Origin of the sequence: Sulfurisphaera javensis (assembly GCF_041154675.1) — an archaeon.
Classification (GTDB): domain Archaea; phylum Thermoproteota; class Thermoprotei_A; order Sulfolobales; family Sulfolobaceae; genus Sulfurisphaera; species Sulfurisphaera javensis.
Map to the genome: position 1 here is coordinate 2528979 of NZ_AP031322.1, position 25913 is coordinate 2554891.

The following is a 25913-nucleotide window of genomic DNA, read 5'->3' on the forward strand; positions in this document are numbered from 1 at the left end:
TGTTTTGTTCAACTCTAATCATTGCTTCCGTTGTTTATTAAATAAAAATTTATCGTTATAAATTATCTTTTCTCCCATGACATTATTTCTATCAAACTATGTTAATGAAACTACTGATTGAGCTACTAAGTTTTTCGATACGATAAATCTCAGCCAGAACCCTTTATTTTTATTCGATAAAGATAAAAAGAAATCCTTGTTATCCATATATAGAAGAAATAAATAACTATTTAAATCTTTATTTATGTTAGGAGACTTTTCAAAGAAAATATAGGATGTCTGTAATATAAACTTTCATTTTGTAAATGATATTGACGTTATTGTGAAAACAGATCCTTTAGGTTAATCTTTTGATTATACAACCGTTCTATAAATGAGAAGTAAACTTTTGTCCCAACAAAAAAGTTTACAGAGTATTAGCTATTTCTTGGGCTGTTGGTCTTAATTGTGGTTCTGGATTTAATGTTTTTATGATTACCTGCTGTAATTCTTGAGGCGTTGTTAGAGGTATGGTTGGTCTCCATGTTGACAGTATTTGCTTAGCTTGACGTACTAAAGTTAAAGCAACGCTAATATTACCATTAATATAAGCATCTAACACTTTATCTAAGTAATCTCCAGCTGGATTATCATGTTGTAAGGTAAGCATGACATAAGCTGTCATACCAAGAGCAAATATATCCATTTTAGGATCAGCTCCTTTTCCAGTTATTATTGCCTCAACATGTTCTGGTGGTGCATAAGAAGGAGTTACTTGCTCAATTTTTCCTCCAATTTTTACTGCTGAACCTAAATCACCTAGTTTAATTATTCCATCAATATTCCTATAAACTTCCTCTCCTAAATATCCGGGATTTCTCTTTAAGAATATGTTTTGAGGTTTAATATCTAAATGAACATAACCACTTGAGTGTAAATATGATAAGGCTACAGCTACTTGTTTTATTATTTTCTTTACGATAAGTGGCCAATACGTTGAATATGTAATATTTTGATTTGTTAGTAGTTTATCTGCGCTTCCTCCCTCCATAAATTCCATAACTATTGCTGGTGGGTTCTTAAAATAAGCCTCAGCATTCCCTTTAAGTGCTTCCATGATCATGTTAGAATCAACATAAATTCCGAAAATTGTTACAAAATTTGGATTTTGTGATAGTCTCTTCAAATTTTCACTCTCGTTAAATAATTGATCAAAACCGCTTTTTGCTTGTAAAGTTACAGTACCGCTTTTTGTTGGAGTTATTGAAAGAACTTTCATAGCGTATTTAGTACCACCTAAAGATACTTTTAGTACATAACCATTTCCACCAGTACCTATAACTGAATCAACCTTATATCCGTGAATTTCTCTACCTACCCATACGTTTGGATCCCAATTAGATAACGAGAGATTTATTGGTAATTGATTCTGTCCAATAGGAGGTTGAGTAGGTGTTGGATAAGTTCCTGGTTTGTTAAATTCTATTCTAAGTCTTTGTTTTTTACCATTTTTGTCAACAATCTCTTTTTCAGCAACAATATGGGTTCTTGGAATGTTTGGGTTAGTATAAATAGGATTATAGAATTTCATACATAGGGGGAAATCCAATAATACACTGTAGGCAGTTGTTGGCTGGTAATTTATTTCAATCACATTACCGGAGAGCTTTGTTTTAGCTGGTCTTGGAAAATAAACCATATTATCTACTATTTGAGGACAGAAAATAGCTAATGGAGATCCTTTTATCTCTAGCCTTGCTACGTCAGTATTAAAAGCAAGGGTCTTTGATTCTATTATTGCTATCCAATTTCTGACTGGTAAATTTCTAACCCTAATCTCAATTATTCTCTTTTTATTAGTTGCTAGTGAAATGCCTACAGCTAGAAACTCAAAAAATAAGAGAGGAATAAAGTAGCCCGTAAAGGTGAATATATTAATACCTCCGGATGCAGATATTAATCCTAAGAAAGGATATAGCAAAAATGTATATAATATGAAAGTTATTATAATTGCCTTTGCTACGCCCATGAATTAATAAGTGATAACTTGATATATAAATGTTGCTTTCTTATGAACGTTAAAAGATTTACGAACAAAAAGGAAGACTCCATTAATATTATGAGAAATCAAATGATTTGAAATCCTAATTATTTTTATTGTAACGTATCAGAGATAATTCTTTTTATAAGAAGTATTATATGGAATCTCCAAATATAGATCTATTATATTAATAGCCCATAATTTATAATTTTATATGTTTTTATATTATTACTTAGAAATTATTTATTAATAAGTAAGATTTTGCTGTGGTAAGATGTATAATTTAAAAGGAATAAATGATTTTAAAGGAACAGCATAGATGCTAATTCCAATAAGTTTTAAGCAGGGAGTGTTCAATTGCATTCATGAAAATCAACAAATAATAAGATATAAATTGTAATCAACATTATTTTCTGTATGAGTTATACGATCCACATTAAATGAGTTCTTATACATTTACGGGAACTAACGTTGCGCATATATAATTTCTTTACGTTTTTAATTTTTGCATACTACATATTACATGACTGCATTCGAACAGTCCCTTTAAGCCTATTCTCTAAATCTTCAAACTTTAAAACTTCTCAGAAATACTAGAGCTTTTCATAGTAGTTGTAATATCTTTTGTAAGTGTGAGAGTAAATATAACAGATTCGTGTCTTCTTAACGAAAAACTGTATATGACATATTCTCATGAAAGATTTATATATTATTAGAAATGATATTAAAATGGATATGATTGGGAAACTAAGATTAATATCCATATTTATTTTAACATTACTTTTGATAGATTACGGACTTCAAATGCCATCTTTTGCTATCCTCTCAAATTATTCTATTCCTAGTGTAATGAATACTAATCCGACTACAATGTTTCATCCAGTTAAAATTCCGTTTAAATTTACTTTAACTATTGCAAATATTTTAGTTAATGCACAATCCTCTCAGCAAAGTGTTACGTTTAACATTGTAAATAATCAATATATTTCAGGAAGCTATACTACTACTATTTCAGTATCACCAACTACTCTAACTCCCAATTCTACAAATAGTGTATCAGTATCAATATCTGGGAATAAATTACCTATAACTATTAATATACCACCAATTAACATAGGGGGCACACAAGTTTACTCTGGTGGGCAGTTTCAGTTGACTATTAACGCTCTAGGTACTTTTACGTGTGCTATTCCCGGATTGACTATTAACGCCTTTGTCTTCAGTGGAGGAGGATATATAAGTGTTATTGGAGAAATTGTAGGTTATGTTAATGTTAGTGGTGATGGCACTACATCTACTCAAAAGCTATGTTGGACTTCTCCTGGAGCTCAAAAGATAACAATAGAAACATCTAATGTAAAAAGCGGTAATGTTGTATTAGATATATATGATTTATCCTATGTTTTATCAATTTGTGTTTTCGTAAAGGCAAGCTCAGCTCTTGGCGGTAGTACTCAAATCACTGTAATTCCTCAAACTCAAGTAGGGAGTTTCAAAGGAGACCCAAGTTCAGTTCAATTCGATCTTAGTGTGTCATCAAGCATATTTCCAGAATTATCTTTGCCAATTCTCCTGCCCTTAGTCTCAGTACCCTTACTAGTAGGCGGAGTAGTTGCATATAGAAGGAAAAGAAAAGGTGGTAATAAGAGTCGGCCTAAGGTATCTAGTACGCCACAATATACTTACTCTCAGCCCTCAATTAAGTACGTTTATGCTGGTGCAATAAGAAGGACCGGGGCTATTAAGCTTGTGTTAAATTCGACTGTAAAAGCTAGAATTGTCTCTATCTATGTGGAAGGGACGAATTACATCGCAAATAATATTACTCCTAGCGAAATACAACCTGGTAACAATGTTATTAGGGGATTCCTCAATCAAACGCCTTATAGTTTTAAGCAAGGTACAATATACAATATTATAATGCATTATGAAGTTAATGGAAACTTATACGTTTTAAAAATACCTTCTTATTATATTCCATGATCTTGTGATGAAGTCCCATTGGCTTGTTGGTTCTCTTTCTTTTTTGCCATTCTTGTCTCACTTAATTTTATTTCTTCAAGTTTTTTAGCGTCTATTTTGTCGCTTTTCTTTCCTCTTTAGTTTTGATATTGTTAGTGGGTTTACTATTCTTATCTCGTAGTCCTTGTTTAGTGCTCTTATTACTTTTCTTGTGTATATTCCTGAGTCTTCTAGTATTATTTTTGATCCACTTGGTAGTATTTTTCTTATTTCTTCGTATCCTTTTTCATCGTTTGTTAGCTTGTATAGTTTGCCTTGGTAGCTTAAGTACAAGGTTTTCTTTCCTATGTCTATTCCTGCTATTAATCCCTCCATTTTCCCAACCTCATTCGGGCTTTTGCCCAACTTCCGGTACGGATGGAGGGAGGCCAGGCTAGCAACCGAGCTTGAGGCTCAGCTAGGGAGCCGGCCTCGTTCATCGGGTTTGAGTTATACAAACCCGACTAATATGTTTTATATGAGCTAGGGATAATACTCGACTTAAGTTCCTATCCGCACTCAGAGTTAATAGACATATTGATAAGAAACATTAAACGTTACGTGATATGTAGATACATAATGAGTTTTTATATTTATGGCGCTAGCCAGTCCGCTAAACTTCTCACTTTTCATATTATTCTTAGTAGCTCCTCTATCGCCGGAAGCGCTGTCAGTAATGTGAGAACTACAAGAACCACTGTCAAGACGATACTTATGATAGTGAGATCATGTAATCTTCTGTGTGCCTCATATTCCCCGAACATCCTTATCCTCTCAATCATCCTCTCATACATTCTATTCACGCCAGAGGTCTCCTTGAAAGTCTCAAATAATTGGTTGTAGGCATCGTTCTGAAGTATGTCAATATTGAAGAAATCGGAGAAATCCTTTGCGCCATCAGCCATTATTTCATGGAGATGCTCAAAAGCGAGGGATCCCCTCAACCACATGGAGAAGAAACCCACTCTCTCGTACTGCATTAGATATCTATCAATTCTTTTGTTCATTAATATCATGGTTTGTGACAGAATAGACAAGACTGCAGTGATGAAAATGCCCCAGCTTACGTCCCAGTTTAACTGCCACTTGTACAGATCTATCCTGTCCTCATCTACCCTTACATTTCTCTCGGGCTCCAGGTTAACTATCCAGTCGTCATAAAGAATAGTTTGATTAATTATATCTACCCTTGTAGAGCTACATAGCTCCATGATGGAATCTTTTATCCTCATGGCTAGCTCTACGCGTTCTGAATATATGTCTAAATAATCATGAAAGATGTATGCCAGCAGAAGTGACAGATCCGAATCAGGCCTTAAGATATACCTCCCATCACTGAATTCCACTGATTTCGAAACTAGTAACCGATCATCCTTGGCCACGAGGCCTAAGGAATAATGAAAGAGACTGTTTCTGAGGTCAAAGATAGAGTGAAAGAATCTACTGGCGAATAGGGCAGGATGTCTACTATTTTTTAATTTTCCACGTTTTAATAATCTTTTCCTCATGGGCCGTGCCACAAAATACCAGGCTAAGAAGATCATGAAGAATTGTAGGCCGGTAAGAGTAAGCTTATCTCCTTGATCATTAGCATTTTGATCATTAGCATTCTGGTTTGATGTACTTATTTTCTCTTCAATAAGAAATTCCTTTCCCCCTGAGTGTTTAACAATATTTTTGTCCTTAACTCCAAGATATTTCGAAAAGAATGATTCAATGTCTATATAAAATCCAGCCTCCGGATCAGTGATATGATGCAATAATTTCTCAAATAATTTCCTATTTTCCTTGCCCTCTTTTTGACTTTCACCGTCTGGCCTAAAGCTAAAAACTCCCACAAGGGCAGCTACATTATTTAACTTTCGTTTCATAATTTTCTGAGTATTTTCAACATTATTTTTATCTTCATCATAACCATGTTCTAATGTAATAACAAGAAACAATCTAAATTCCAATTTATCTTCCGGATAGCTTTCAAGTATATCCCCTAAATTATCTTGATTTGAGGAATCAGGAACTTTTTCCATTTTGTACTTATCGGAATGATTATCTTTCTTTAAAATGTAATGGAAAGGCTTCTTCTCATTATCCTTCAGAACATATATGGGTAAATTCCCATGATATAACTCAATAATTACTACATCATTTGATCTCTCAGAGAATAATGTCAATCTGGTTTTACTCAGAAATATAAGCAAAGGGTCTGCATCATTAGCAGACAAGTTTTGATTACTAACAATCGCAAAATCGTTTAATATAGCTTCCTCTTCAAAAACTTTGGGCATAGAAATGTTTTCCTCAAGATCTTTCAGATCAAAGTCATTATTACCTTTCTCTTTTTTTATGGATTCTAAATCTACAACTTCGCTGAATATTTGTTTTACATTTTTAATGCTAATTTCAGAGTTCTTCTTCATAGTAATAGTTTGTTTTAGGGATTCCATCAATTTATCAAGTGTAACGTTCTCTAGTTTCTCAATCTCTTTTAAGCTTATCGCACTTGTCCCTAGCATATCAAAACCCAGAGAAACGACAAGTGTGGCTTTCTCAATAAATCCTATTATGTTATTAATTTTCCTTTGCATATAATCCTTGTTACTGGTATCACTATCAATATTCTCTACCATGATTTAATATGTGTAGTATAACTTTTTAAAAGTTTGGTTTTACATAATTTCCTATATTACGCAAAAATTATTTTTACTAAGTCAAAGTGAGGAGCGTGAGAAATGGCATTAATTTAGTATGTAGACAAAGGACTACATGCTATTGTCTCTAAAAATTAAATTAACTCACATTAAGAGATAAACTACTCACATCCAGTAATGTAATAAGGCTAATGTAAATAATGCGAATTCAATTAAACAGTGCTTATTCAGAGCATATCGCCTTTTTCATCAGAGACAATAACGAATTAATTTGGAGCATATGATCTCCCTCGAGTGAGTCAATTATAATATTATTAGTTATTTCTACAACTTAATGTTTAGCGTATATAATCGTTCATCCAATCTTTGTATAGAGATTAGTGATGCATTGAATATGTATCTAGACATTATGGACACACTCCTCACTAAGCAAAGTTTTTATATAAGGTATTTTTAAGTGTATATAATGATGATTATGAGAAGAAACAAGATATTGCTATCTCTATTACTAATTACCATAGAGCTTTTAGCGTTGAGCATTCTAGTAGTTAATTCAACTACTTCTTCTACATATACTATTTCGTTCGTTGAATATGGATTACCCTTAGGCTCTACTTGGTCTGTAACTTTGAACGGACAAACAAAAGTAGCATATGCTAATGAAAATATAACCTTTTATGAGCCAAATGGAAATTATCAGTATATAGTGAATAGTTCTTTGTTATATTACAATGCGTCAATTTCGAAAGGTAATATCACAGTTAATAACGAAGACGTTAGCCAAACTATTTTCTTTACACTCTCTACCAATCATGTATTTGGATACATACCAGTTATCCCGCGTACTACTGGATTAGCTTATGATCCACAAAACAAATTATTATATGTGCCAATACACAATTACCAAAGTTATTTCTATTATGTTTATATAATTAATACTTCAGTAAATCAAGTTATAAATGGTATTAATTTGAATAATTTTTTTCCATATAGTATCATATATGATCCGCAGAATAATCTGCTCTACTTAACAGGTTTTTATTCTCAATCTTCATATATGTACGGTTTAGGTCTTGAAGTTATTAATCCCTCAACAAATAAAATAATTTGTTCTGGTATTCTTCAACCATATAATAATAATATATATTGTGCTTATGATGCTATAATTCCTCTTTACGATCCTAATAATAATTTAATTTACATAGCAGATCCTGCTACTGCTAGTATACTTGCTATTGCACCTCAGTTAAATAATTCATTAGTTGCAAATATATCTATTTCTCCGGGTAATGTATACTCATTTCATTCTTCTTATTCGGCACTTACATACGACCCCGATAATAATTTAATATATGTAGCAGATTACGTATTACAAGCTCTAACAGTCATAAATCCGTTGACAGAAAAAGTGATAGCAAACATACCTCTTCCTTACACACCATATGGTGTTACTGTAGATACGAAAGACAATCTAATATATGTGGCTGGCTCCAACGGCATACTAATTGTTAATGGGATAACAAATGAGATACAAGGGAATATTAATATAAATTATTTTGATCCAAGTTATATAATGTATGATTCTATTAATAATTTAATATATGCTGATGGTAATGGTTTATATATAATTAACGCCAGTAACAATAATATAACTAATATATGTTATTCAGAAGGTGGTTGGATTGATATGGTTTATGATCAAAATAATCATATAATGTATTTTGTCTCTGCTGGAGGTAGTGCTGTTGGGATGTTCTATCCCCCAAACATAAACTATAATGTAACATTTGAGGAAACTGGTTTGCCTAATGGAACTCACTGGTCGGTAACTCTAAATACCATGAAGGAGGCATCCTCTTCAAGCAATATAACATTTAATGTGCCTAATGGAACTTATTTATATACAATTAATGTCCAGAATAGTGGATACAATATTATAACTCCGAAAGTAGGAACAATAATAGTTAATGGTAACAACGTAATTATAGACGTTAAGTTTGTTCCTAACATAACCACGTATCCAATTACTTTTGAGGCAGTAGGTTTACCAAAAGGATTACCATGGTCTGTCACACTTTCCGGAACTTCCACTAACGGACAGTTCGTAAATATTACTCAGACATCTGATGAAAATACGATTAAATTTAATCTGACTTCTGGAACATACTTTTATGTTATTAGACTACCTTCTGGCTATCATACTAATCAACTAAACGGGTCAATTACAGTCACAAATAGTCCACAAGTAATAAAAATATCAGTCATGCCCACTGAGACTACATCTACTCAAACACAGACTACCACTACTATACAAACCTCTTCAACAAGTGTGTCCACTACTACCTCTACTACCTCTTCTTCCCCGATATCTTCTAATATTGCGTTGAGTTCCTCTTCATTATCTAGTCAATCTTTGCTTACTACTCCAATCTTGATTTTAGCTATTGTAAGTTTGTTTGCTGTTGTTAGTGGTGTTCTTGTTTTTAGGAAGGGAAGAAATAATTCATCCTCTCATAGTGGAATGATGGCTACTCAGCCTGTTATTAGGCCGATTTATAGTGGAGTTATTAGGAGTAATGGGATTCTTAAACTTTATTTAGATTCTAATATTGTTGCTCGCATAATTAGTGTTAGTGTGGCTGGAACAAATCTGATAGGAACAAATGTTAGTCCTAATACCTTAAATATCGGTCAAAATACTATCTTGGTTACTTTGAATACTGTCCCTCAAGGGTTAGTACCAAACAGTGCAATTTATCAAACAGTTTTAACAATTGAGTATAATAAACAAACGTTTACAATATCAATACCAACGTACTATATACCATAATAATCACATACTTCTTTTTCTCGTATTTTTCTTACTTACTCAGAAATAATCAGTCTAACAAATAATATTTTAGTCGAATACTTTTTCATAATGAGAAACTTGAATTACTAAAAAGATAATGTTAAATTTAATATAGTGTAGTTTTTGAAGCAAAAAATTAAGGTACCAAGATCTTTATATGAAGATTAAATGAAAAGGGAGTGTTGGAATGCAGTCATGAAAATTAGTATGTAATACGTAAAAAATTAAAAACGTCAAAAAATTATATAAGCAAAAAGTTTTAACGTAAAAATCAACAGAAAAACACTTGTGCTAGGGTTGCCGTCAAATTAATGGGTAACCAGTTATGAACACAGCAACCCTAGCACAACTAATACTTCTCATACTTCAATATAAAAACATTAAGCCCAAAAAACACAACTTGAAGAACATATCACAAGCACTAGCAAATTACATACTAGGAACACCAATAAACAAACTAACCCTACCAAAATCAACAACCTACTACTACATAAACAAACTAAAAATACCCAAGAGAAGAAAACAAAAAACAAGAGAAGAAACAATAACTTGCCCAAAATGCAAATCACAAAACATAATAAAAAAACGGTTCATCAAGAGGAAAAAAGAAATATAAATGCAAAACATGCAACACAACATTCTACGAAGCAAAATACCATAGGTTAAGTAAAGACGAAAAGAGAAGAATAATACAAGAATATGTTAACAATATGAGTATGAGAAGTATCTCACGTGTTTCCAATAGAGACGTTTCTACTGTTTATCACGTGATTAGGAAAATTGGTCTTAATGCTTATCTTGCTCTCCTTGATCTTCAAGGTTTGATAAAGAATTATAGTGTTAGGGAGAAGATTTTTGATGAGCAGTGGACTTTTTATCGTGTTAGGCGTGGTTCTAAGAGGTGTGATTTGTGGAATTGGACTTGTTTGGCTGATGGTGTTCCTTACTCTTCTGTTCATGATAAGAGGAATTATGATGGCTTGAGCTCGTTGTTGATAGTTTTACCAAGAGGTGGTGTTAATTATTCTGATGATTATCAAGTGTATCAAGTTCTTGATAATCATCAAGTTGGTAAGCAGTATACTTATCGTATTGAGAGTTTTCATTCTATGGTGAGGAGTTGTCTTGCTCGTTTTAATCGTTTTACTAAGGCTGTTAATAGGAGTATTAGTATGGTTGAGTATAGTTTGAGTTTGCTTATTGTTATGAGGGGTAAGGTGTTTTCTAAGGTCCCTACTCCTTTTAATCAAGTTTGGTTGGAAAATGTAAAGAAGATTAGAGAGAGTTTAATTTAGCTCGTATTACATACTAATTTTCATGACTGCACTCCAACACTCCCAATGAAAAGATTTACATATGGTAAATGTCAAATTAATAGGAAAAGTTATAAAAATAATTTAATACTATACAGAGGACATTATGAGTATGTTCTCGAAATATTTAAACTTCACACTTTATGTTTTTGAAATTAATGTTTTCACATTGAAAGTATAATTAAGGTATTAGTTTCGCTAGGCATGCCGTATTAATAACTGTTTCATTATTAATATGACGGCAACTCTAGTACAAGCGTTTTTCAGTCAATTTTTCACGTTGAAACTTTATTACGTATTACATAACTAATTTTCATGACTGCCACCAACACACCCCTATTGGTTCAATTGCTAACTTACCCTTGGTATGACATAGTGTTCTACACCTAAAAGTATTACTAAAAATGACAGATTGATTTTGATCATCTAGTACAGATTAACTAATTACAATTTACAATGGAAACATTGGCTGTACATTACGAATCTGTTAGTTTAGTATTTTTTCTTGAAAATATTTCTATTCCATTATTTTAATTTACTTAAAATTTCTCATAATTCTACTATAAAATTATTCATTAAAGATATACTAAAATTGGGATCAATAAGATTATGTCTAGGATATTTCAAATTGAAACTACATCATTTGTATTAAACATTCTCATATTATTACTATCATATTGTCATGTTCACTAATAAGTTTGTATCTTAAAGAAATTAAAAATCGATAGATAAGTAGTCAAGAAAGATTTATATCAACAAATACAAAGTTAAAGGCTAGGTTTTATTTGATAATAAATAATTCTAAAAATTAGTTCTTAAGATAACATGAGGCAGAGTATGATGTGTTTGTGCTCTTGATAGATAACTTCTTTCGATAATAAAGATTTATATATCTCTAAAACAAATAAAAAAACTAGTAATAACAAAGTTAAATTCTAAGGAGGTGTTAAAAAATCGGTATAGTTGATCTGCCTAACGGACAATCAATGCAAGTACCAGATAATATGAGTATCAAGGATGTCACTAAACAAGTTCCTGGTATAGATTTAAATAATACCATAGCTTATAGCGTAAGAGATAAGATACCTGTTTCACCAGACGAACCTATAGGTAATAGAGAAATTAAACTTATAAATCAAAGTGAAGTTAGTTTTTTTAACAATTCTCGTGAATATTATAGAAAATATGGTTGGATGAAATTGGCTAGAGATTTTGTTGCAGCGCCTTTTAAAGGAAGATATGGCGCATATTTACTGGCTATGATTTCTGTAGGGGATGCTGCTAGATGGTTATGTGAAAGTAGAAGCAATTTGATTACAAATAACGTTTGTGTTCTTTTGGGAACTTTGAAAAATCCGCAAGAAGTAAGAGACCTTATTGTAGAACATGAACAAAGTTGTGTATCCTTTTCTACTCCTCCACAAGAATTTATAAACACTTTAAATAATGTATTCAGAATTAAATTGTATCCAAGCTTATGTATTGTACAATTTAAAACACCTTTAGAGTACGTTGATGACGTAAGTTTGATCTTAAATGTAACTAAAACACTAGCAAATAGAATGAAAATTAGCTTTTGGGGAGCATAATGGTAACTCTAAAATTTCCTCACAAAATTTTCACGGAATTCGCTATCCGATATTACTCTTTTTAAGTATTCTTTAATATTTTAGCTTAAAGGCTCAAAGTCTTTCTTCTCAAGAACCTCACTAGCGTGTTTAAGAGTATTTAATGCTCCTCAGCCTTGTTTAAATCAATCCAAGCTAGATAACCTTCAATTAAAGATGAATAGATATCTTGGGCTGATACTAACCATAAGTCCTCATCTGAACTCTTAACCTCATTAGCTTACTCTTCAGCCCCTTCAACAAACCCTTTGCCATACTCTGGGAGATTTGCATAAATGCTTGCTAAAAGGCTTTCAAAACTGGATCTAATTCCTTTCCTTTTCCAATACTAATATAGTCTTTTTCATTGAAAATGCAACGACTATGAACTCTACCCAACAAAAAGATAGAACTCATCACATAAAAAATCAGACAACAACTAAGTTATAAGTGATATCATTTGAGAACAAATAATATCTGTAAAATAATATAAAATCTTCCACACTCATCACTACACCACCACGTGCAAGCACGTCACTAAACTTCTCCCTCCAATACCTCGTGTAATTACCCTTGGAAACCAACTCATTAAACATCTTAACCAACAAACCACTTGGAAAAGTATAATAAGAATTAACACAACGCTTCAAATCCTTCCACACAAACTCAATAAGATTCAAACCAGAATAAGGAGGAAGAAAAACCAAAGTAATCCCCAACTCCTCAGCAGCATCTAAAACTACTCTTATGAAAACTAGCATTATCAAGAACAACAACAACCTTACCAGAATTCTCAGCCCTAAGCCTCCTCAACAACAACACTAGACTCAACCTCCATAGCTAGAGGAGTGCCAACACTCAAAGGAATACAACCAATAACATTAACCTTATTACTAGGATACTCTTGCAAAACAAAAGTATAACCAAACCTCCTAACCTTAGAAGGATCATGATAAAAACCACTCTCGTCAAGGAAGAAAATCTTAGCCCCTTGAAGATCAACCCTTGATAAATTGTCGATTAAGATCTGGGCTGGGTTTAATGGTCTTTTTTCATTGTACTTGTAGGGTTTTGCATAGGGTAGTTTTAATCTCTCTCTAGTTATTCTCCATGTTGTTGTGTAGCTTATTGGGACTTTGTTTTTTAGTTCTGTGTAGACTTCTTTTAGTGTTTTTCCTTCTAGTTGTTTTACGTCTATTTTGTTTGTGTTTATTTTTGGTTGTTTTCCTCTTCTTTTTTTGTAGTATATTGCTTGTATGCCTCTTCTTTGGTAGTCTTTTATCCATCTGTATGTTGTGCTTCTGTTTACTTTGAGTGTTTTGCTATTTGGTTGTATGTTTTTCCGTTGAGGTATTCTAGTATTCCTAGTGCTTTTTTGTTGTTTAGTTGTGGTGGTTGTTTTTCTAGTGCTTTACGGATGTATTTTTCGTCTTGTTCATGTCTGATGCCGTCCATTACCAGCAACCTCATGATAGTTTTTCCTTTTTGATTGAGTTATATTGTTAATTAACTAATTAATGTTATTAATGAAAATTAGTTGGTGATTTCCGTTGCATTTTCAATGAAAATATAACCAAATACAAATTCTAATGCAGAAACAGAAGGAAATACAACTCTTCATAACACGTTAAACTTTAACCTTGTTGGTATTCTTATATCAGTTATTGTTATAATAGTGATAATATTAATCATAAGCTGGATTAAGAAAAGATAATTTTTCTTAAAAACAAATTATTATAAGTTATATATAGGGTACAACTCTCCTAAAAAGTGTAGTTTAAAGTTATCTTCAGATTATTGAAAAACACGGATCAAGACTGCAGACGAATAGTCTCGTAAAAGGTAGATAATATAAAAAGTTCAAACATTATATTTCAATGATTGAAACTTCTATTTATGATATATAATATAACGTTAAAAGAATCTGGTTAAATAATCATTGGTAAGTCTGATTTTAGCTTTTTTGAAACAACTTAAACTCATTTCCTTTATTTTTATAATCATTGAGGCAGCACACAAAAGTTGAGTTGATAAAATTGAGCTTCTATTATTATTTACGTCTAATTTGCTGTGTAAGATATAAATTATCTTTGAATCTTCAAAAACAGCTAGAAGTTATTATTTATATTACAATACTCCGTTTAATTTTTGCTTATATATAATCTTAAGTATATTTAAAAGTGTGGATTTAGCCAAGTTAAGTTCTTTAATCAATAGGTTAAGTAAAACTTCTCTTTCTGTAAATGAAGTTGATAAATCTTTCCTTCAATTCCTTATATCGTTTAAATTAGTAAAAATTGAAGATGATAAAATAGTTTTAGATAAAAACTTCTTTTTACATGATTTCGTAATTCTATATACGGAAAATAAAGTCACTATTTCAGATAAAAATTATACTCGATCGCATTCATATATATTAGTTTCAACAAAGGAAGGATTAACTAATTTTTTCTTTACATATGATTTAACCCCAATCAAAGTTTTTCGTTTTCATAAATCAACAAGGGGTTTGCTCACGGACTCTATAATAGAGATAGAACCTAAAATTATAGAGAGGAAACCTAATTTAATTAAATTTTCCTTTCAACTTGATCCGCCAACCTCTATAGGGGAAATAATAAAGACTGGATACTATGTTTATTCAGAAATAAAAAGGGATGAAAAGATAGAGTTTTTCTATATTCCTTACCCTTCCTTTAATGTCAAAATACAGATTATTGATAAGGATAAAGTAAAGAATGCTAGTGTGAATAAAGTCATATTGTTTTTGGCTAAAGAGCCTGTATTACTTCCATTGCGTGAGAATTACTCTTTAGATATAAAGGGAAATGTAATAGACGTAAATTTGTCAAATGTAGAGACTGGAATAATCGGAATAAGGTGGGTAAAAAGTGATTAGGAAAAGAGACTTGTTGTCCTTAATAGAATATTTCAAAAGAGTTGAGGAAGGAAAAGAAAAATTAGATGAGAAATTTTCATTATCAAATTATTATCACATTACGAACATAGTAAAGGCTAATCTAACAGAAAAAGGAAACTTAAGGATAACTTGTTACTTAGAGTTTATTCCAATTAAAAGTGGTATTAAAGAGACATTAATGGGATATACACACTTTGAGGTTAACAATTTGCCTATAGCTAAACTAATTTATCTAAAGAGAGAGAATGTATTAACTAATGAGAAATTAAATACTTATTTTGAAATAGAGAAAAAGAGTGATCATGAAATTATCTTAAAAGCAAAATATGAACCTTCATTAAGAGTAGGAGAAAGAGTAAAGTGGAAATATTCAGTTTTATTTAAGAATTATCCTATAATGAATGAAGATTCTTATACTATACAGGTTGGCAGTCCTACTCGTTATATAAAACTTCTGATATATTTACCTAGAATAATAAAAAATGCTGAAGTATATAAAACAATAGCAGGATTTAAAGCAACTACTGGAAAATCACCACTTTTAACAGAGAAACACACTTTCTTGATTTCAAACAATATGATTAAACTTGAACTATGGGATGTGCATCATTCAGCTTATAAAGTTGAATGGAAATTAGAAGAATGACTACTTATAAACAGTATTTTAGGGAATGCAGTAATGAAAATCAGCAGATAATACTATATAAATTATTATCAATATTATCCTATAGATTTTATATGATCATTATTGAATGAATTCTCGCATATTTATGAGCACTAACCTAGCGTTAATATAATTTTTACATTTTTAATTTTTTGCGTATTACATACTAATTTATATAACTGCAATTCAACAGTCTCTTTATTTTATATAATATTTACTTTTATATTCTATGTAATAATTTTTCTAGTGAGAATTACTATTAGTGAAACTCTTAATCCGACAATATTAAGAGGAATTAAGAAATAATCTTTACAAAGAAATTACCTAAGAAAATACATTTTTAAAATGTGGATTAAACATTAAATCGACCCTTTTTTCCCTTATTTGATTTAATGTTAATATAGTACATGTTTTTTGCAAACGGTATAATTCAACTTACTAATAAATTTGTTTAACTTTAGACCGTAAGCATAAACAAATTTATATTTTCTGATAATTTTACTTATAAGATATTATTTCATATAATTATTTTTCAAAGGATAGCTTTTCTTACGTTAAATATTCTACGATATGTAAACATACCAAGCTCATAAGTACTTAACGATAAATGAGAATCGAGGAAATAATGGAACAAAAAGTATATAAATAGAGAATTATATATATTATCTTGATGCGTGTAGAATTTAACAAAAGAAAGAGAACCAAGTATGATATAATGTTTGACATTTTGTATGCACTTTCCGATGGACCGTTATCAAAAACTAGGCTCATTTACAAGGCTAATCTTACTTACGTTATAGCAGAAAAATACATACCATACCTTGAAAAGAAAAATGCAATTAAAAAGGAAGGAAGAGAATACGTTATAACACCTATAGGTAGAGAACTACTTGAGAAACTAAAAATTTATAGAGAGAAAGCTGACGAAATAAGACAATTACTCGTTAAAATAAAGCAGAAATTGAACACAAGTAATACTACAAGAAATAAAAGTAAACAGATAGCCTAATTTTTTTGTCTAATTTTCTGCAACTTTTGTTATTTTTTCCGATCTATAGAATTCTACGAGTGATTCTATTATGTAAAATATTAAACCTACAAATATTCCAATAACGATGTAAGAATAATATAAAGAAACAGGATATATATAGTTAAATTCAAAAAACACAAAAGGAAGAGCAAGAATTACAAGGATTATTCCAACTATCTTTAACAATCTAGATCTAGAATATAAACTGTTTGCTATCGCATCTATTTTACTGATAATGTTAAGATAATAAATTAATTGATTTAATTCTTTTCTCATTTTTTCAGCTTTTTCTCCTACTTCTTTACTAAGTTCTTCAACTAAACTTTCTTCGCTTATATTTTTTAAATTAGGTAAGAGAGATATTTCATCCATTAAGTCAGAGAATTCACTTTCAGTAAGAAAATTAACGCTTCGCTCTAAGAAGTTTATGGTAAGCTTTTTCCTCACAGTATCTCTCAATTGAGACGATTGGGTTTTCATCATATTTGATATAATGAATAAACCTAAAGCGTATACAAGACTTATGATTAACGGGAAGAGTAGTATTAAATGCATAATATAAATTAAGTTTTGAACAAAAAAACCTTATCTTAAACCTCCAAGAGGTAAATTACACCATCATCTTCTATCCACAATTTATTTTCATTGAGCATTATTGGCTTAGATAATATTGCAGAAATTTTTAATAGTTCGTTTAAGTCTTTAACTCTTACAATCTTTGCGTTATTGAACTCGGCTTTCTCTACATGAACTACTATTTTCTTATACTTGTTAAGTTTCTTCATAATTAAGTCTTTCATAGAGAGTTTTTTACTTTCTGTAAATAATAGCATAAAGGCAAGTAATATGGCTGGAACTATTACGTATGATAATCCAATAAGTGAGTAATTTGCATCTACAACTTCATAAATAGGATAGTAATATGTGTTGTTATATATTGAGGTTGTTATGTACCCATTATTATCATTTATCACAATGTAGGGGTACAACGTAATATTTCCCATTTTTGCTTTTATGTCAATATATATTACTGGCGTTACTGGTTCTAATTTATACGTCAACGTTAAATTCTCTGCTAAATCATATATTTGAGTTAGGTTAAGTGGAATTAAAGAGTTCAGTTTCCCTCTCGATAAAGTAAAATTAAGGTTAGAAATCTGTAATATCAAAGAATAATTTCCCTCAGTTAGATTAGGATAAAATCCTAGATTAACGTATAACATGTATAAATCTGATAGTGGATAACTCGTGAGAGATATTAGCTTACCATATAATGGCTTTACTATTTCTTTAGCTATATAATTTTTAACTAATTTTACTGAAATTACATCACCATTTACAGTTGTAACGTTTATTAAAGCTGAATTATTTATCGTAATGCTGATAATTGGATAAACTGAAACTCCTATTTCATTATTAATTACATTACTTAAGTTTATTAAATAAGTTAAGTTTAAGGGTATTAAACCAGAATGTGAAAAGTTACTGTAAACTAACTTATTATAATACGGTGTCACGAGGTAAACGTTATATTGAATTCCTGAGATATTTGTCTTTATAAATAGTTCTTTTGTTATTTTAAGAAAATAATAAGGTTGATTGTATACTACTGTTGAATTATATAAAGCATTTTTGTAAAGAGTTGCAAAGGTAGATATGCCTATATATGAAATTATATGAGTTTTTGTAATATTACCAATAGTTACGTTTTCTCCATAAGGATAAAAGTATAAGATGCCTTTAGTAAAACATGTGACTTCTGCTGCTAATTCATCTCCTACAAAGATCTTATGAGGTAGAGATGATTGGTAACTAGCATAATTAACGTAAGAAGCACCTATAATAGCTAGAATTAGGATTATTATGATAAGTCTTCTTAATGTATTATTTAATTTATATTTTTTCACGGATAATCACCGTGAGGAATGTATATGATCTCTTTAAAATTATTTGTCTCTATCTCTATTGTATTCAAATTAGGAATATAATGGAAAAAAACTGATTCTCCTGGGTAAAGAATTACAGATTGATTACCATATATTACTATAATAGTAAAATTATAGGGATTATAAACTTCTATTGTGCTCTCATTTATTAAATAAGCAATACGAGGATCTATTATGGCCTTCATCTGTATTCTTTGAGTTACTATTAGAGTTAAGGATTCAACGTAAGATAAAGAGTATAAGAAAGATAAAATGACAATAGTAAGTAGTAGAATTAAAGAGATTGACTTTTTCCCTAGTATAAATACCATGGTAATCTATTTTGTCTTTAAATATAAAAATACTACTGGAAATTTACATCAAAAAATATATTCAATGTACTGAAAAGTGATATTATTTACAATGGCATTTAATGTTAAATTTGTGAGAAAGTAACATTAAATGTAATTCAATTTCATAACAAAAATTATCGAATATAAGGAAATATTTAAATAAAGGAAACTCAAAGAATGTAATCAGAGATAAGCCATGCAGAAATCCACAAAAGCCCTCCTATTCGGTGTTACTGTTGGAATATTGCTAATATCTATGGTAGCATCACTAACATTCTACTACACCGCAACAAGAGATATAGCATTCACAATAGTAGCAGATAATATGGCAAACGTAGCACTAGTAGCAAATGATTCAGCATTAGGAAGTTATGCTAATGTACCATTTGTATCATATAATGGCAGTGGAGACTTAGAAATAAATGGTTTGAACGTGGCATTAAATGCTAATGAAACATTGAAGGATGTATTCTATATAACGAATAATCTAAATCAATCAATAACTGTTACAGTAACTGTTAAAGAACCAACAGCTGGTGAAGTTTATGTTCAAGAATCTACTGGTGCATTCTCTACATCTGCAACATTTACTCTAGCACCTGGCGCCTCACAAGCAATAACAATAGAAATATTAACATATGGGGTTAGCGCGGGAGTTTCTCCTGAGACAGCCTACATAACTATTCAAGCAGTATATTCTCCTCCACCGCCATCCGGTGGTAGCTGAGGAAGCTAAAATAGATTAAGTTGAAAATTTTAAGGTAAAATTTTTTATTTATTTTTCCTCATTAGGTGAAGAAGATGAATTTGTTTAAAGTTATTGGATTTGTGTTTCTTTCTTTAATAGTTTTTCAGTAATTTTCTCTCTTGTCTCACAATTAATATTTCATTTACCTTATGGTTGGAATATTGAAGCAACAAACTCAATGTATCCCTTATTAAAACCTGGTGATCTAGTTTTTATAATGCCTCTAATAGGAGAACCGCATGTTGGGGAAATTGTAGCATATAAGCCACCATTTTTAAACATTTATATTGTTCATGAAATTATTAATGTTACACCGCAAGGATATATTACAAAAGGGATAAACAACCAAGAGCCTGATCCTTGGATTGTAAAAAGAAGTTGGATTAAAGGCTTTGTTCCAGAAATATTTGGTCAACCAATTGTAATTCCAGATTTAGGTTATGTTATAAGTTATATAAGGGGTACTAACGGGTATATTTATGGTATTATATTTCTCTCAATAATTTACGTTATAAGTGAAATTTTAGATAGAAATAATATCGTAATGAGGAATAGGAAAAGAAGAGTAGAGATTCCGTCTTCACATATTGCAATGACCTTTTTTGTACTCTCATTCTTCACATTTATAATTTTCTTTATTCCACATGCTATATATGGAACAATTGTTTGGAATTCTGTGCTTGGTGCCCCTTCAGTTCCCGTAGTATTATCACCAAATTTAGGTGCTGTTCCACCGAATACATATATTCCAGTAATTTATAACGTCCACGTTTCTGAACATATAATTCCCTTAGTGGTTCTATATACAAGAAATCCTTATTTGTCTCCACCGAATATTTACGTATTGAGTAATTCGACTAAAGTTACATTTTTACTTAATACATCTTCAAAAGGATTGCACTCTATTACCTTTGGCTTGGCATTTATACCAGAATTTCTTCCGCCTGTAGTATTAGAATATTTATTTCAAATTAACTCCCTCCTCCCATTCATTGTTGAAGGAATAGAAGTGAGCAGTGTAATAAGCTTAATTGTGTATCTCGTAACAAAGTTCGTGGAAAATAATATAATATAAGACATAATTGACAGTATCTAACGAACTAGATAAACACTACTAAGTATTAACATGCAAGGATGGATTATTTATATTGAGTGTGTCCAACAATTTTGTTTTTACAAATAAAAAGAGATAAGATAAACTAATGTTGCTAGATTCTTTCTATTTTATAATCAAATTTTCCTTGTTTCATGTTCTAGAGAGAACATTGTTTTCCAAACTTTTTATTGAAATAATAAAATTGTTGGACACACTCTTTATATTAGCCAAAAATTTTATAAATCGTATAGAGTTATTATAGTGATGCCAATAAGGTATAAATTATTTCTATAGCTTCTTTGAAATATTTTACACTATTTGCATATAAATCTTTAGATAGAGATCATAAATGCTTGAAAGTTTTGCCATTTCATGGCATTTTGAGAGTTCTCTAATTTTTATATACGTAAAAGGAACTAAATAATTGTTACTTAATACATTATGTATAGGAAACATTTTCATATAATGAAATGGATTATTTGTTAAGTTGCTATTAGGACTTTTCTTCAAAATATTAATCTTTAATATAGTAACGTCAAGTAAATGAATTATACAAAAAAGAAGTCATAGAGAGAACTAGATTAAATAATCTTATTTCGTCTTAGCATTTTACAGAAATATATATTATTGTGATAACGTTTTATATAATCTGACGTAAAATTTATTTCTTCTTTTGCGAAGTTAACTTTATTCATTCCTAGTAAAGATGATAATATTATTCTGCAAAGAGATTTTCGTCTATATTATTTTTATAATAGAAGGTGTATACTATCATTTCCGTTTCTTCCATGATCTAAGATAAGATTAAATTTCTTATTAGAAATAATTGTACAATATATTTTCCATAGAACATGAAAAAATTCTTTTTTAAAAAAGTCTACTTTCGATGTGATTTGAAAATAGCATGGCATTATCTTTTTCATTCAACTAATGAATAATCTACATTTATTTTTCATAATACGTTCTATTATGTGGGATTGTCTATTTCTCTTTAAACTATCTATATAAGTGTTTTGCTATATTAATGTTATACAAAGATAAAAATTTTTTAGATAGCATGTAAAAAGGAAATTGATTGCAACTAAAATGTGCTTATTTTTAGAAAAATACTTATATATAGAGTGATGAGTAACTGGTAATATGCGAATAGTACAAAACAAAAGAAAAAGAACAGATTTAGATATTATATACGAGATTTTAAATGCTCTTAAGAATGGTCCTTTACCTAAAACTAAGCTTATTTATAAGGCCAATCTGGCATATGTTATTTCACAAAAATACATACCGTACCTTGAGGAGGTAGGAGCAATAAAAAAGGACAATGATCTTTATTATATTACTTCTAAAGGAATGGAGATTCATCAGTTATTAGGAATATATAGGAGCAAAGTAAAGGAAATTAAACAAATCTTAGATAGTTTAAAGGAGAAAATAGATGATAAAAATGGTTGATGAAACAGAAATTCAGGATTTTCATGATATTATTAAGTTATTTAAATTTTCTCATGAAATGATAATACCAATTAAAATTATTAAAGATAAAAGAAAGTTTTTTTGATTTTGCTCTTCCAAAAGGATGTATGTTTTGTATAGTTAAGCCGTTAAATTATGAATTAGAAAATATAGTTAAAGAAATTAGAAAGGATACTCCCTTTTTCGTATTCGTATCTGAAAAACTAGTAGATAAGGTAATAGTATTTTGGTAGAGATAAGTTCTATAAATTAAAAACTTAAGATAGAAAGATATTAATAATTACAATTATAAATAATAAAGTAAAATATAATTCTTCATAAATAATAAAGAGTTATATAATTGTAAAATAAATAAATAATTATATTAAAAAGATATTTAGTTATAGTCTCTGTAACTCTAATATTTCTAGTAGTATCTCTAATGTTTTATGAAAATACTCATAGATCTTTAAATGAAACAGAGGAATTACGATTATTTCCTACAGACTCAACTCATTTTTCTATTATTGGTTCCTATTTAAGTGATAGTGAATATCCAATGGTAGAGCTTCAAGGTGATAAGACTAGCTTATATGCCTTTCCTTTTTTATGGAATATTAAGTATGCTTTAGGAAATGTTAACTTAAGTTTTAATCCCTATTTACATGTGGTAGTTAATTTGAGTAAAATATAAAAGATAACTCTCTCAATACCCGTAAATGGTTATCCAGGTTTAATATACGGGCAGGAGTATTAGTTTCCATTCTCTAGTAAAACAGAAGTTTCTCCGATTTTTACCTTTACCACAAATAGTATCTAGTTTACCAAACTTCTATTCGATTTTAAATTTCTCGGTCTTTTGTTATTCTGGTACGATAGACAACTTTTCTTATGATATTTGGTTATCTCAAAATCCTAATATCACTTACCTTCAATATGGAGATTTTGAAGTCATGATTTGGATGTATTGGAATGAGAATCTATCACCATACTTTATTTATGCTGGGAGTATGACTTTTCCAACACTTATAAATAACACTGTGAAAAATTTAACTTGGAGTATTTACGTTTTACTAGAACCGGATCTTCTACTAGTTGGACTGGAATTTACATTCTCTCTCCAGAAAAATTAGAAGGAGAAATTGGAGTGCCAATAGATTATATATTAAAAAATATTTCAACTTATGCAAAAAAGTTGGAGTTGACATTTACAATCCTTCTATTTACTATCTCGATGCGATACAAGTAGGTATGGAATTTAATAATAATAATGAAAATGGAACTAATTATTTAGGTTATACTCTATATAATTGGGTAATTCAAGTCAATTCACTTCAATTTTTTATTTTTAGATTTTATTGAAGGAACAAATATTAGTCCTATGAATATTACTAGAAATAAAATTAGTATTGATGGTATACCTAGAATTGGGTATGTTAAATAATCACTAATTTTACTTAGATATAATGTAATTGTTGGCTTTTTAATGAAATTAAAGTTTACATTAATATTTTCTGTATGTGTAAAGTTTTCTGAATAATATTCTATTTTTATCCCAATAGTTTTATTAGAAGATGAATAAACATTAAAGGGGATAGTAATACTCTCGTTAGGAAGCAGTTGAGGTATAGAGGTTATATATGGAATAACATAAGCACCGTTTGGATTAACTATTATATAAACGTTACTTATTTGTGTATTACCCTCATTAGCAATCGTAAGTAATAATAAAGCTGATGCACTAGAAAGAGAAGTAGATATATTAGCAAATGAATACGAAACTGCCAGTTTAGTTGCTAAAACTGGTATTATTTTAACTTTTACTGGGAAAAAGATTCTTTCAGAGTTTATATATAAAGAAACGTTAGCATAAGTTATTAACTTTGTGAAGTTAAGCAGAACGTATTTTCCAGAATTAATAGAATTTATTTCAATTTTTCCAAATTGAGTTGAAATAGTTACATTTTTTACAGCTTCATTCAATAAATTAGTTATATTTAAAGTATTATTATACAAGGTTAGTTCTATTGGAGGTGAAGTTAGTGGAAAATACCATTTTCCTAGACTAATGTTTTGAATTCCTAATGGAGAAAGGAAATAACCATATATATTTAATGTAATTGAGGAATTTGTATATAGTCCTAAAATAAGTGATGTTGAGGAATTTGGTGGTAAGTAATTGATAAAATAACTTTTTTCATTTCCGTTGTAATTAACAACTAATGTAAAGTTATTTAAGGAAAATTTTTCATTATTTATAAGTGTTATGTTAAAGTCAACAAATCCTGAATAGATAAAGTTAAAGGTTAAAGGTAATACTTTCGTGTATAATAAATTTGTTTCATTTACTATTTTTGTTATTAAAAAATATTTAGTGTTATATAAGCCATATATCGTTAAATAAGATACGTTAATTGGTATATTTACAAGATCCTCGCCGAAAGGAATGAACGTTTTTACACTTATAATTCTAGAAGAATTCAGATTAGAAAAATATATAGAGTTAAGAAAATAGGGAGAAGTTATTTTTAAATTGTAAACACTACTATTACTGGATATTAAAAGTGTAAGATTATTATATCCTCCTCTCAAAGAGTCATTAAGGACTGCAAGTTGAACATTAGGAATTCCATAATACTGTAATGAGAAGTTTGAATAATATGTAATCTCGTTTCCTTCTATTGTGATGAAAGTTAAAGATACTGGAAATAAAATTCTATTTGGCAAGCTTTGGTTAAGAATCTTTACGCTAAGTTGAAAGTTAATCTGGTATACATAAGTTATAGGTGATAAGGCTATTATGTTTTGTATCTCATTTCCATAACTAGTATTGACTATTCCTTTTGGCAAAAAAACTTTGAAAATAAGAGTATATGCATGTATTTGGCTGAAATTGTAATATAGTACCAAATTTACTCCTATTTGCGTTGTGTTAAAAAGTGAAGGGACGCTTTTCCAATTAGCTGAGATTAAATAAGCTATTGGTGGAGTGCTCTGAGAAGTAATTATCATGGGAAATAATCCCATTATTATTAGAAATAATACAATAACGCTTGTTTTTTTCATAGTTCTTACTTATTTTATGCAGTCTTATAAGCTTAATGTTAGATTTTATATCATTAAATACTCATTAAAAAATATTAAAAAAATCAGATATCTTAATTTTTTCCTTCTGTCTCTTTTTAAGAATCTGTAATATTAAATTCAATGAGTATAAATAATTTAAGTGCTATTAAGACTTATCTAATCTAAATTTAAATTGCTATTAAGACTTATTCTAATCTA

22 protein-coding genes and 1 pseudogene are annotated in these 25913 nt (G+C 29.8%); 14 read left to right on the forward strand and 9 right to left on the reverse strand.

Translation table 11 applies throughout. The features are described from left to right. Window positions 1–406: 406 nt before the first annotated feature. Window positions 407–2008, reverse strand: coding sequence for a serine/threonine-protein kinase (locus ACAM25_RS13810; RefSeq protein ID WP_369610272.1), 1602 nt, complete (start codon window positions 2006–2008; stop codon window positions 407–409). A gap of 747 nt (window positions 2009–2755) precedes the next feature. Here ACAM25_RS13810 and ACAM25_RS13815 point away from each other — a divergent pair. Further along, window positions 2756–4003, forward strand: coding sequence for a DUF973 family protein (locus tag ACAM25_RS13815; RefSeq protein WP_369610273.1), 1248 nt, complete (start codon window positions 2756–2758; stop codon window positions 4001–4003). Window positions 4004–4087: 84 nt separating this feature from the next. Here ACAM25_RS13815 and ACAM25_RS13820 read toward each other — a convergent pair whose 3' ends face one another. Together ACAM25_RS13820 and ACAM25_RS13825 are read right to left on the reverse strand one after the other, a co-directional pair. Beyond that, entirely contained in the window at window positions 4088–4357 is a 270-nt protein-coding gene (locus ACAM25_RS13820) for a hypothetical protein (RefSeq protein ID WP_369610274.1), read from the reverse strand. A 293-nt stretch (window positions 4358–4650) separates the two neighbouring features. Further along, window positions 4651–6648: a hypothetical protein gene (locus ACAM25_RS13825; protein ID WP_369610275.1), complete on the reverse strand. Its 1998-nt coding sequence runs from the start codon at window positions 6646–6648 to the stop codon at window positions 4651–4653. 487 nt (window positions 6649–7135) lie between these two features. On the opposite strand from ACAM25_RS13825, the gene ACAM25_RS13830 reads away from it, so the two are divergent. The 3 genes and pseudogenes from ACAM25_RS13830 to ACAM25_RS13840 all read left to right on the forward strand — a co-directional run bounded on the left by ACAM25_RS13830 (window position 7136) and on the right by ACAM25_RS13840 (window position 12422). Next, window positions 7136–9499, forward strand: a complete 2364-nt coding sequence (locus ACAM25_RS13830) for a DUF973 family protein (protein ID WP_369610276.1) — start codon at window positions 7136–7138, stop codon at window positions 9497–9499. A 346-nt stretch (window positions 9500–9845) separates the two neighbouring features. Then, window positions 9846–10815, forward strand: a pseudogene (locus ACAM25_RS13835) (IS1 family transposase). Window positions 10816–11819: 1004 nt separating this feature from the next. Continuing rightward, window positions 11820–12422, forward strand: a complete 603-nt coding sequence (locus ACAM25_RS13840; RefSeq protein WP_369610277.1) for a hypothetical protein — start codon at window positions 11820–11822, stop codon at window positions 12420–12422. Between the two features lie 446 nt (window positions 12423–12868). On the opposite strand, the gene ACAM25_RS13845 is transcribed toward ACAM25_RS13840, so the two are convergent. Both ACAM25_RS13845 and ACAM25_RS13850 read right to left on the reverse strand, forming a co-directional pair. Beyond that, window positions 12869–13207 (reverse strand): hypothetical protein, encoded by a 339-nt coding sequence (locus tag ACAM25_RS13845; RefSeq protein WP_369610278.1) that lies wholly within the window; start codon window positions 13205–13207, stop codon window positions 12869–12871. Between the two features lie 538 nt (window positions 13208–13745). After that, window positions 13746–13895: a hypothetical protein gene (locus ACAM25_RS13850; protein WP_369610279.1), complete on the reverse strand. Its 150-nt coding sequence runs from the start codon at window positions 13893–13895 to the stop codon at window positions 13746–13748. Window positions 13896–14622: 727 nt separating this feature from the next. Between ACAM25_RS13850 and ACAM25_RS13855 the strand changes: the two genes are divergently transcribed. From ACAM25_RS13855 to ACAM25_RS13865, 3 genes are all read left to right on the forward strand, one after another. Further along, on the forward strand, window positions 14623–15339 hold the full coding sequence (locus ACAM25_RS13855) for a hypothetical protein (protein WP_369610280.1): 717 nt from the start codon (window positions 14623–14625) through the stop codon (window positions 15337–15339). Continuing rightward, window positions 15332–16006 carry a hypothetical protein gene (locus ACAM25_RS13860; RefSeq protein WP_369610281.1) on the forward strand — a complete coding sequence of 225 codons (675 nt, stop codon included), beginning with the start codon at window positions 15332–15334 and terminating at the stop codon, window positions 16004–16006. Before ACAM25_RS13855 ends, ACAM25_RS13860 begins: the two co-directional genes overlap by 8 nt. Window positions 16007–16694: 688 nt before the next feature. Beyond that, window positions 16695–17033: a winged helix-turn-helix domain-containing protein gene (locus ACAM25_RS13865; RefSeq protein ID WP_369610282.1), complete on the forward strand. Its 339-nt coding sequence runs from the start codon at window positions 16695–16697 to the stop codon at window positions 17031–17033. A 9-nt stretch (window positions 17034–17042) separates the two neighbouring features. On the opposite strand, the gene ACAM25_RS13870 is transcribed toward ACAM25_RS13865, so the two are convergent. The 3 genes from ACAM25_RS13870 to ACAM25_RS13880 are packed head-to-tail and all read right to left on the reverse strand — an operon-like array spanning window position 17043 to window position 19311. Continuing rightward, window positions 17043–17609, reverse strand: coding sequence for a hypothetical protein (locus ACAM25_RS13870; protein ID WP_369610283.1), 567 nt, complete (start codon window positions 17607–17609; stop codon window positions 17043–17045). Between the two features lie 35 nt (window positions 17610–17644). Then, window positions 17645–18961 carry a hypothetical protein gene (locus ACAM25_RS13875; RefSeq protein WP_369610284.1) on the reverse strand — a complete coding sequence of 439 codons (1317 nt, stop codon included), beginning with the start codon at window positions 18959–18961 and terminating at the stop codon, window positions 17645–17647. After that, entirely contained in the window at window positions 18958–19311 is a 354-nt protein-coding gene (locus ACAM25_RS13880) for a hypothetical protein (RefSeq protein WP_369610285.1), read from the reverse strand. Before ACAM25_RS13880 ends, ACAM25_RS13875 begins: the two co-directional genes overlap by 4 nt. Before the next feature lie 217 nt (window positions 19312–19528). On the opposite strand from ACAM25_RS13880, the gene ACAM25_RS13885 reads away from it, so the two are divergent. The 7 genes from ACAM25_RS13885 to ACAM25_RS13915 all read left to right on the forward strand — a co-directional run bounded on the left by ACAM25_RS13885 (window position 19529) and on the right by ACAM25_RS13915 (window position 23877). Further along, window positions 19529–20059 carry a hypothetical protein gene (locus ACAM25_RS13885; protein ID WP_369610286.1) on the forward strand — a complete coding sequence of 177 codons (531 nt, stop codon included), beginning with the start codon at window positions 19529–19531 and terminating at the stop codon, window positions 20057–20059. Window positions 20060–20297: 238 nt separating this feature from the next. Continuing rightward, window positions 20298–21155 carry a hypothetical protein gene (locus ACAM25_RS13890; protein ID WP_369610287.1) on the forward strand — a complete coding sequence of 286 codons (858 nt, stop codon included), beginning with the start codon at window positions 20298–20300 and terminating at the stop codon, window positions 21153–21155. Window positions 21156–22316: 1161 nt separating this feature from the next. Then, complete coding sequence (locus ACAM25_RS13895; RefSeq protein WP_369610288.1) at window positions 22317–22628, forward strand: winged helix-turn-helix domain-containing protein; 312 nt, start codon at window positions 22317–22319, stop codon at window positions 22626–22628. A 128-nt stretch (window positions 22629–22756) separates the two neighbouring features. Further along, entirely contained in the window at window positions 22757–22882 is a 126-nt protein-coding gene (locus ACAM25_RS13900) for a DUF4898 domain-containing protein (protein WP_369610289.1), read from the forward strand. A gap of 188 nt (window positions 22883–23070) precedes the next feature. After that, a complete protein-coding gene (locus ACAM25_RS13905; protein WP_369610290.1) occupies window positions 23071–23322 on the forward strand; it encodes a hypothetical protein in 252 nt (83 codons plus the stop codon). A gap of 145 nt (window positions 23323–23467) precedes the next feature. Continuing rightward, on the forward strand, window positions 23468–23761 hold the full coding sequence (locus ACAM25_RS13910) for a hypothetical protein (protein ID WP_369611700.1): 294 nt from the start codon (window positions 23468–23470) through the stop codon (window positions 23759–23761). Then, the gene (locus ACAM25_RS13915; RefSeq protein WP_369610291.1) at window positions 23683–23877 is read left to right on the forward strand and encodes a hypothetical protein; all 195 of its coding nucleotides are present in this window, start codon (window positions 23683–23685) and stop codon (window positions 23875–23877) included. Before ACAM25_RS13910 ends, ACAM25_RS13915 begins: the two co-directional genes overlap by 79 nt. Before the next feature lie 80 nt (window positions 23878–23957). Here ACAM25_RS13915 and ACAM25_RS13920 read toward each other — a convergent pair whose 3' ends face one another. Then, complete coding sequence (locus ACAM25_RS13920) at window positions 23958–25694, reverse strand: hypothetical protein (RefSeq protein ID WP_369610292.1); 1737 nt, start codon at window positions 25692–25694, stop codon at window positions 23958–23960. Between the last annotated feature and the right edge of the window lie 219 nt (window positions 25695–25913).

Bases quoted from the DNA above. Each gene is read 5' to 3' on its own strand.
- ACAM25_RS13810 (WP_369610272.1), bottom strand. From the start codon at position 2,008: ATGGGCGTAGCAAAGGCAATTATAATAACTTTCATATTATATACATTT.
- ACAM25_RS13815 (WP_369610273.1), top strand. From the start codon at position 2,756: ATGATTGGGAAACTAAGATTAATATCCATATTTATTTTAACATTACTT.
- ACAM25_RS13820 (WP_369610274.1), bottom strand. From the start codon at position 4,357: ATGGAGGGATTAATAGCAGGAATAGACATAGGAAAGAAAACCTTGTAC.
- ACAM25_RS13825 (WP_369610275.1), bottom strand. From the start codon at position 6,648: ATGGTAGAGAATATTGATAGTGATACCAGTAACAAGGATTATATGCAA.
- ACAM25_RS13830 (WP_369610276.1), top strand. From the start codon at position 7,136: ATGATGATTATGAGAAGAAACAAGATATTGCTATCTCTATTACTAATT.
- ACAM25_RS13840 (WP_369610277.1), top strand. From the start codon at position 11,820: ATGCAAGTACCAGATAATATGAGTATCAAGGATGTCACTAAACAAGTT.
- ACAM25_RS13850 (WP_369610279.1), bottom strand. From the start codon at position 13,895: ATGGACGGCATCAGACATGAACAAGACGAAAAATACATCCGTAAAGCA.
- ACAM25_RS13865 (WP_369610282.1), top strand. From the start codon at position 16,695: ATGCGTGTAGAATTTAACAAAAGAAAGAGAACCAAGTATGATATAATG.
- ACAM25_RS13870 (WP_369610283.1), bottom strand. From the start codon at position 17,609: ATGCATTTAATACTACTCTTCCCGTTAATCATAAGTCTTGTATACGCT.
- ACAM25_RS13880 (WP_369610285.1), bottom strand. From the start codon at position 19,311: ATGGTATTTATACTAGGGAAAAAGTCAATCTCTTTAATTCTACTACTT.
- ACAM25_RS13885 (WP_369610286.1), top strand. From the start codon at position 19,529: ATGCAGAAATCCACAAAAGCCCTCCTATTCGGTGTTACTGTTGGAATA.
- ACAM25_RS13890 (WP_369610287.1), top strand. From the start codon at position 20,298: ATGCCTCTAATAGGAGAACCGCATGTTGGGGAAATTGTAGCATATAAG.
- ACAM25_RS13895 (WP_369610288.1), top strand. From the start codon at position 22,317: ATGCGAATAGTACAAAACAAAAGAAAAAGAACAGATTTAGATATTATA.
- ACAM25_RS13900 (WP_369610289.1), top strand. From the start codon at position 22,757: ATGTTTTGTATAGTTAAGCCGTTAAATTATGAATTAGAAAATATAGTT.
- ACAM25_RS13905 (WP_369610290.1), top strand. From the start codon at position 23,071: ATGTTTTATGAAAATACTCATAGATCTTTAAATGAAACAGAGGAATTA.
- ACAM25_RS13920 (WP_369610292.1), bottom strand. From the start codon at position 25,694: ATGAAAAAAACAAGCGTTATTGTATTATTTCTAATAATAATGGGATTA.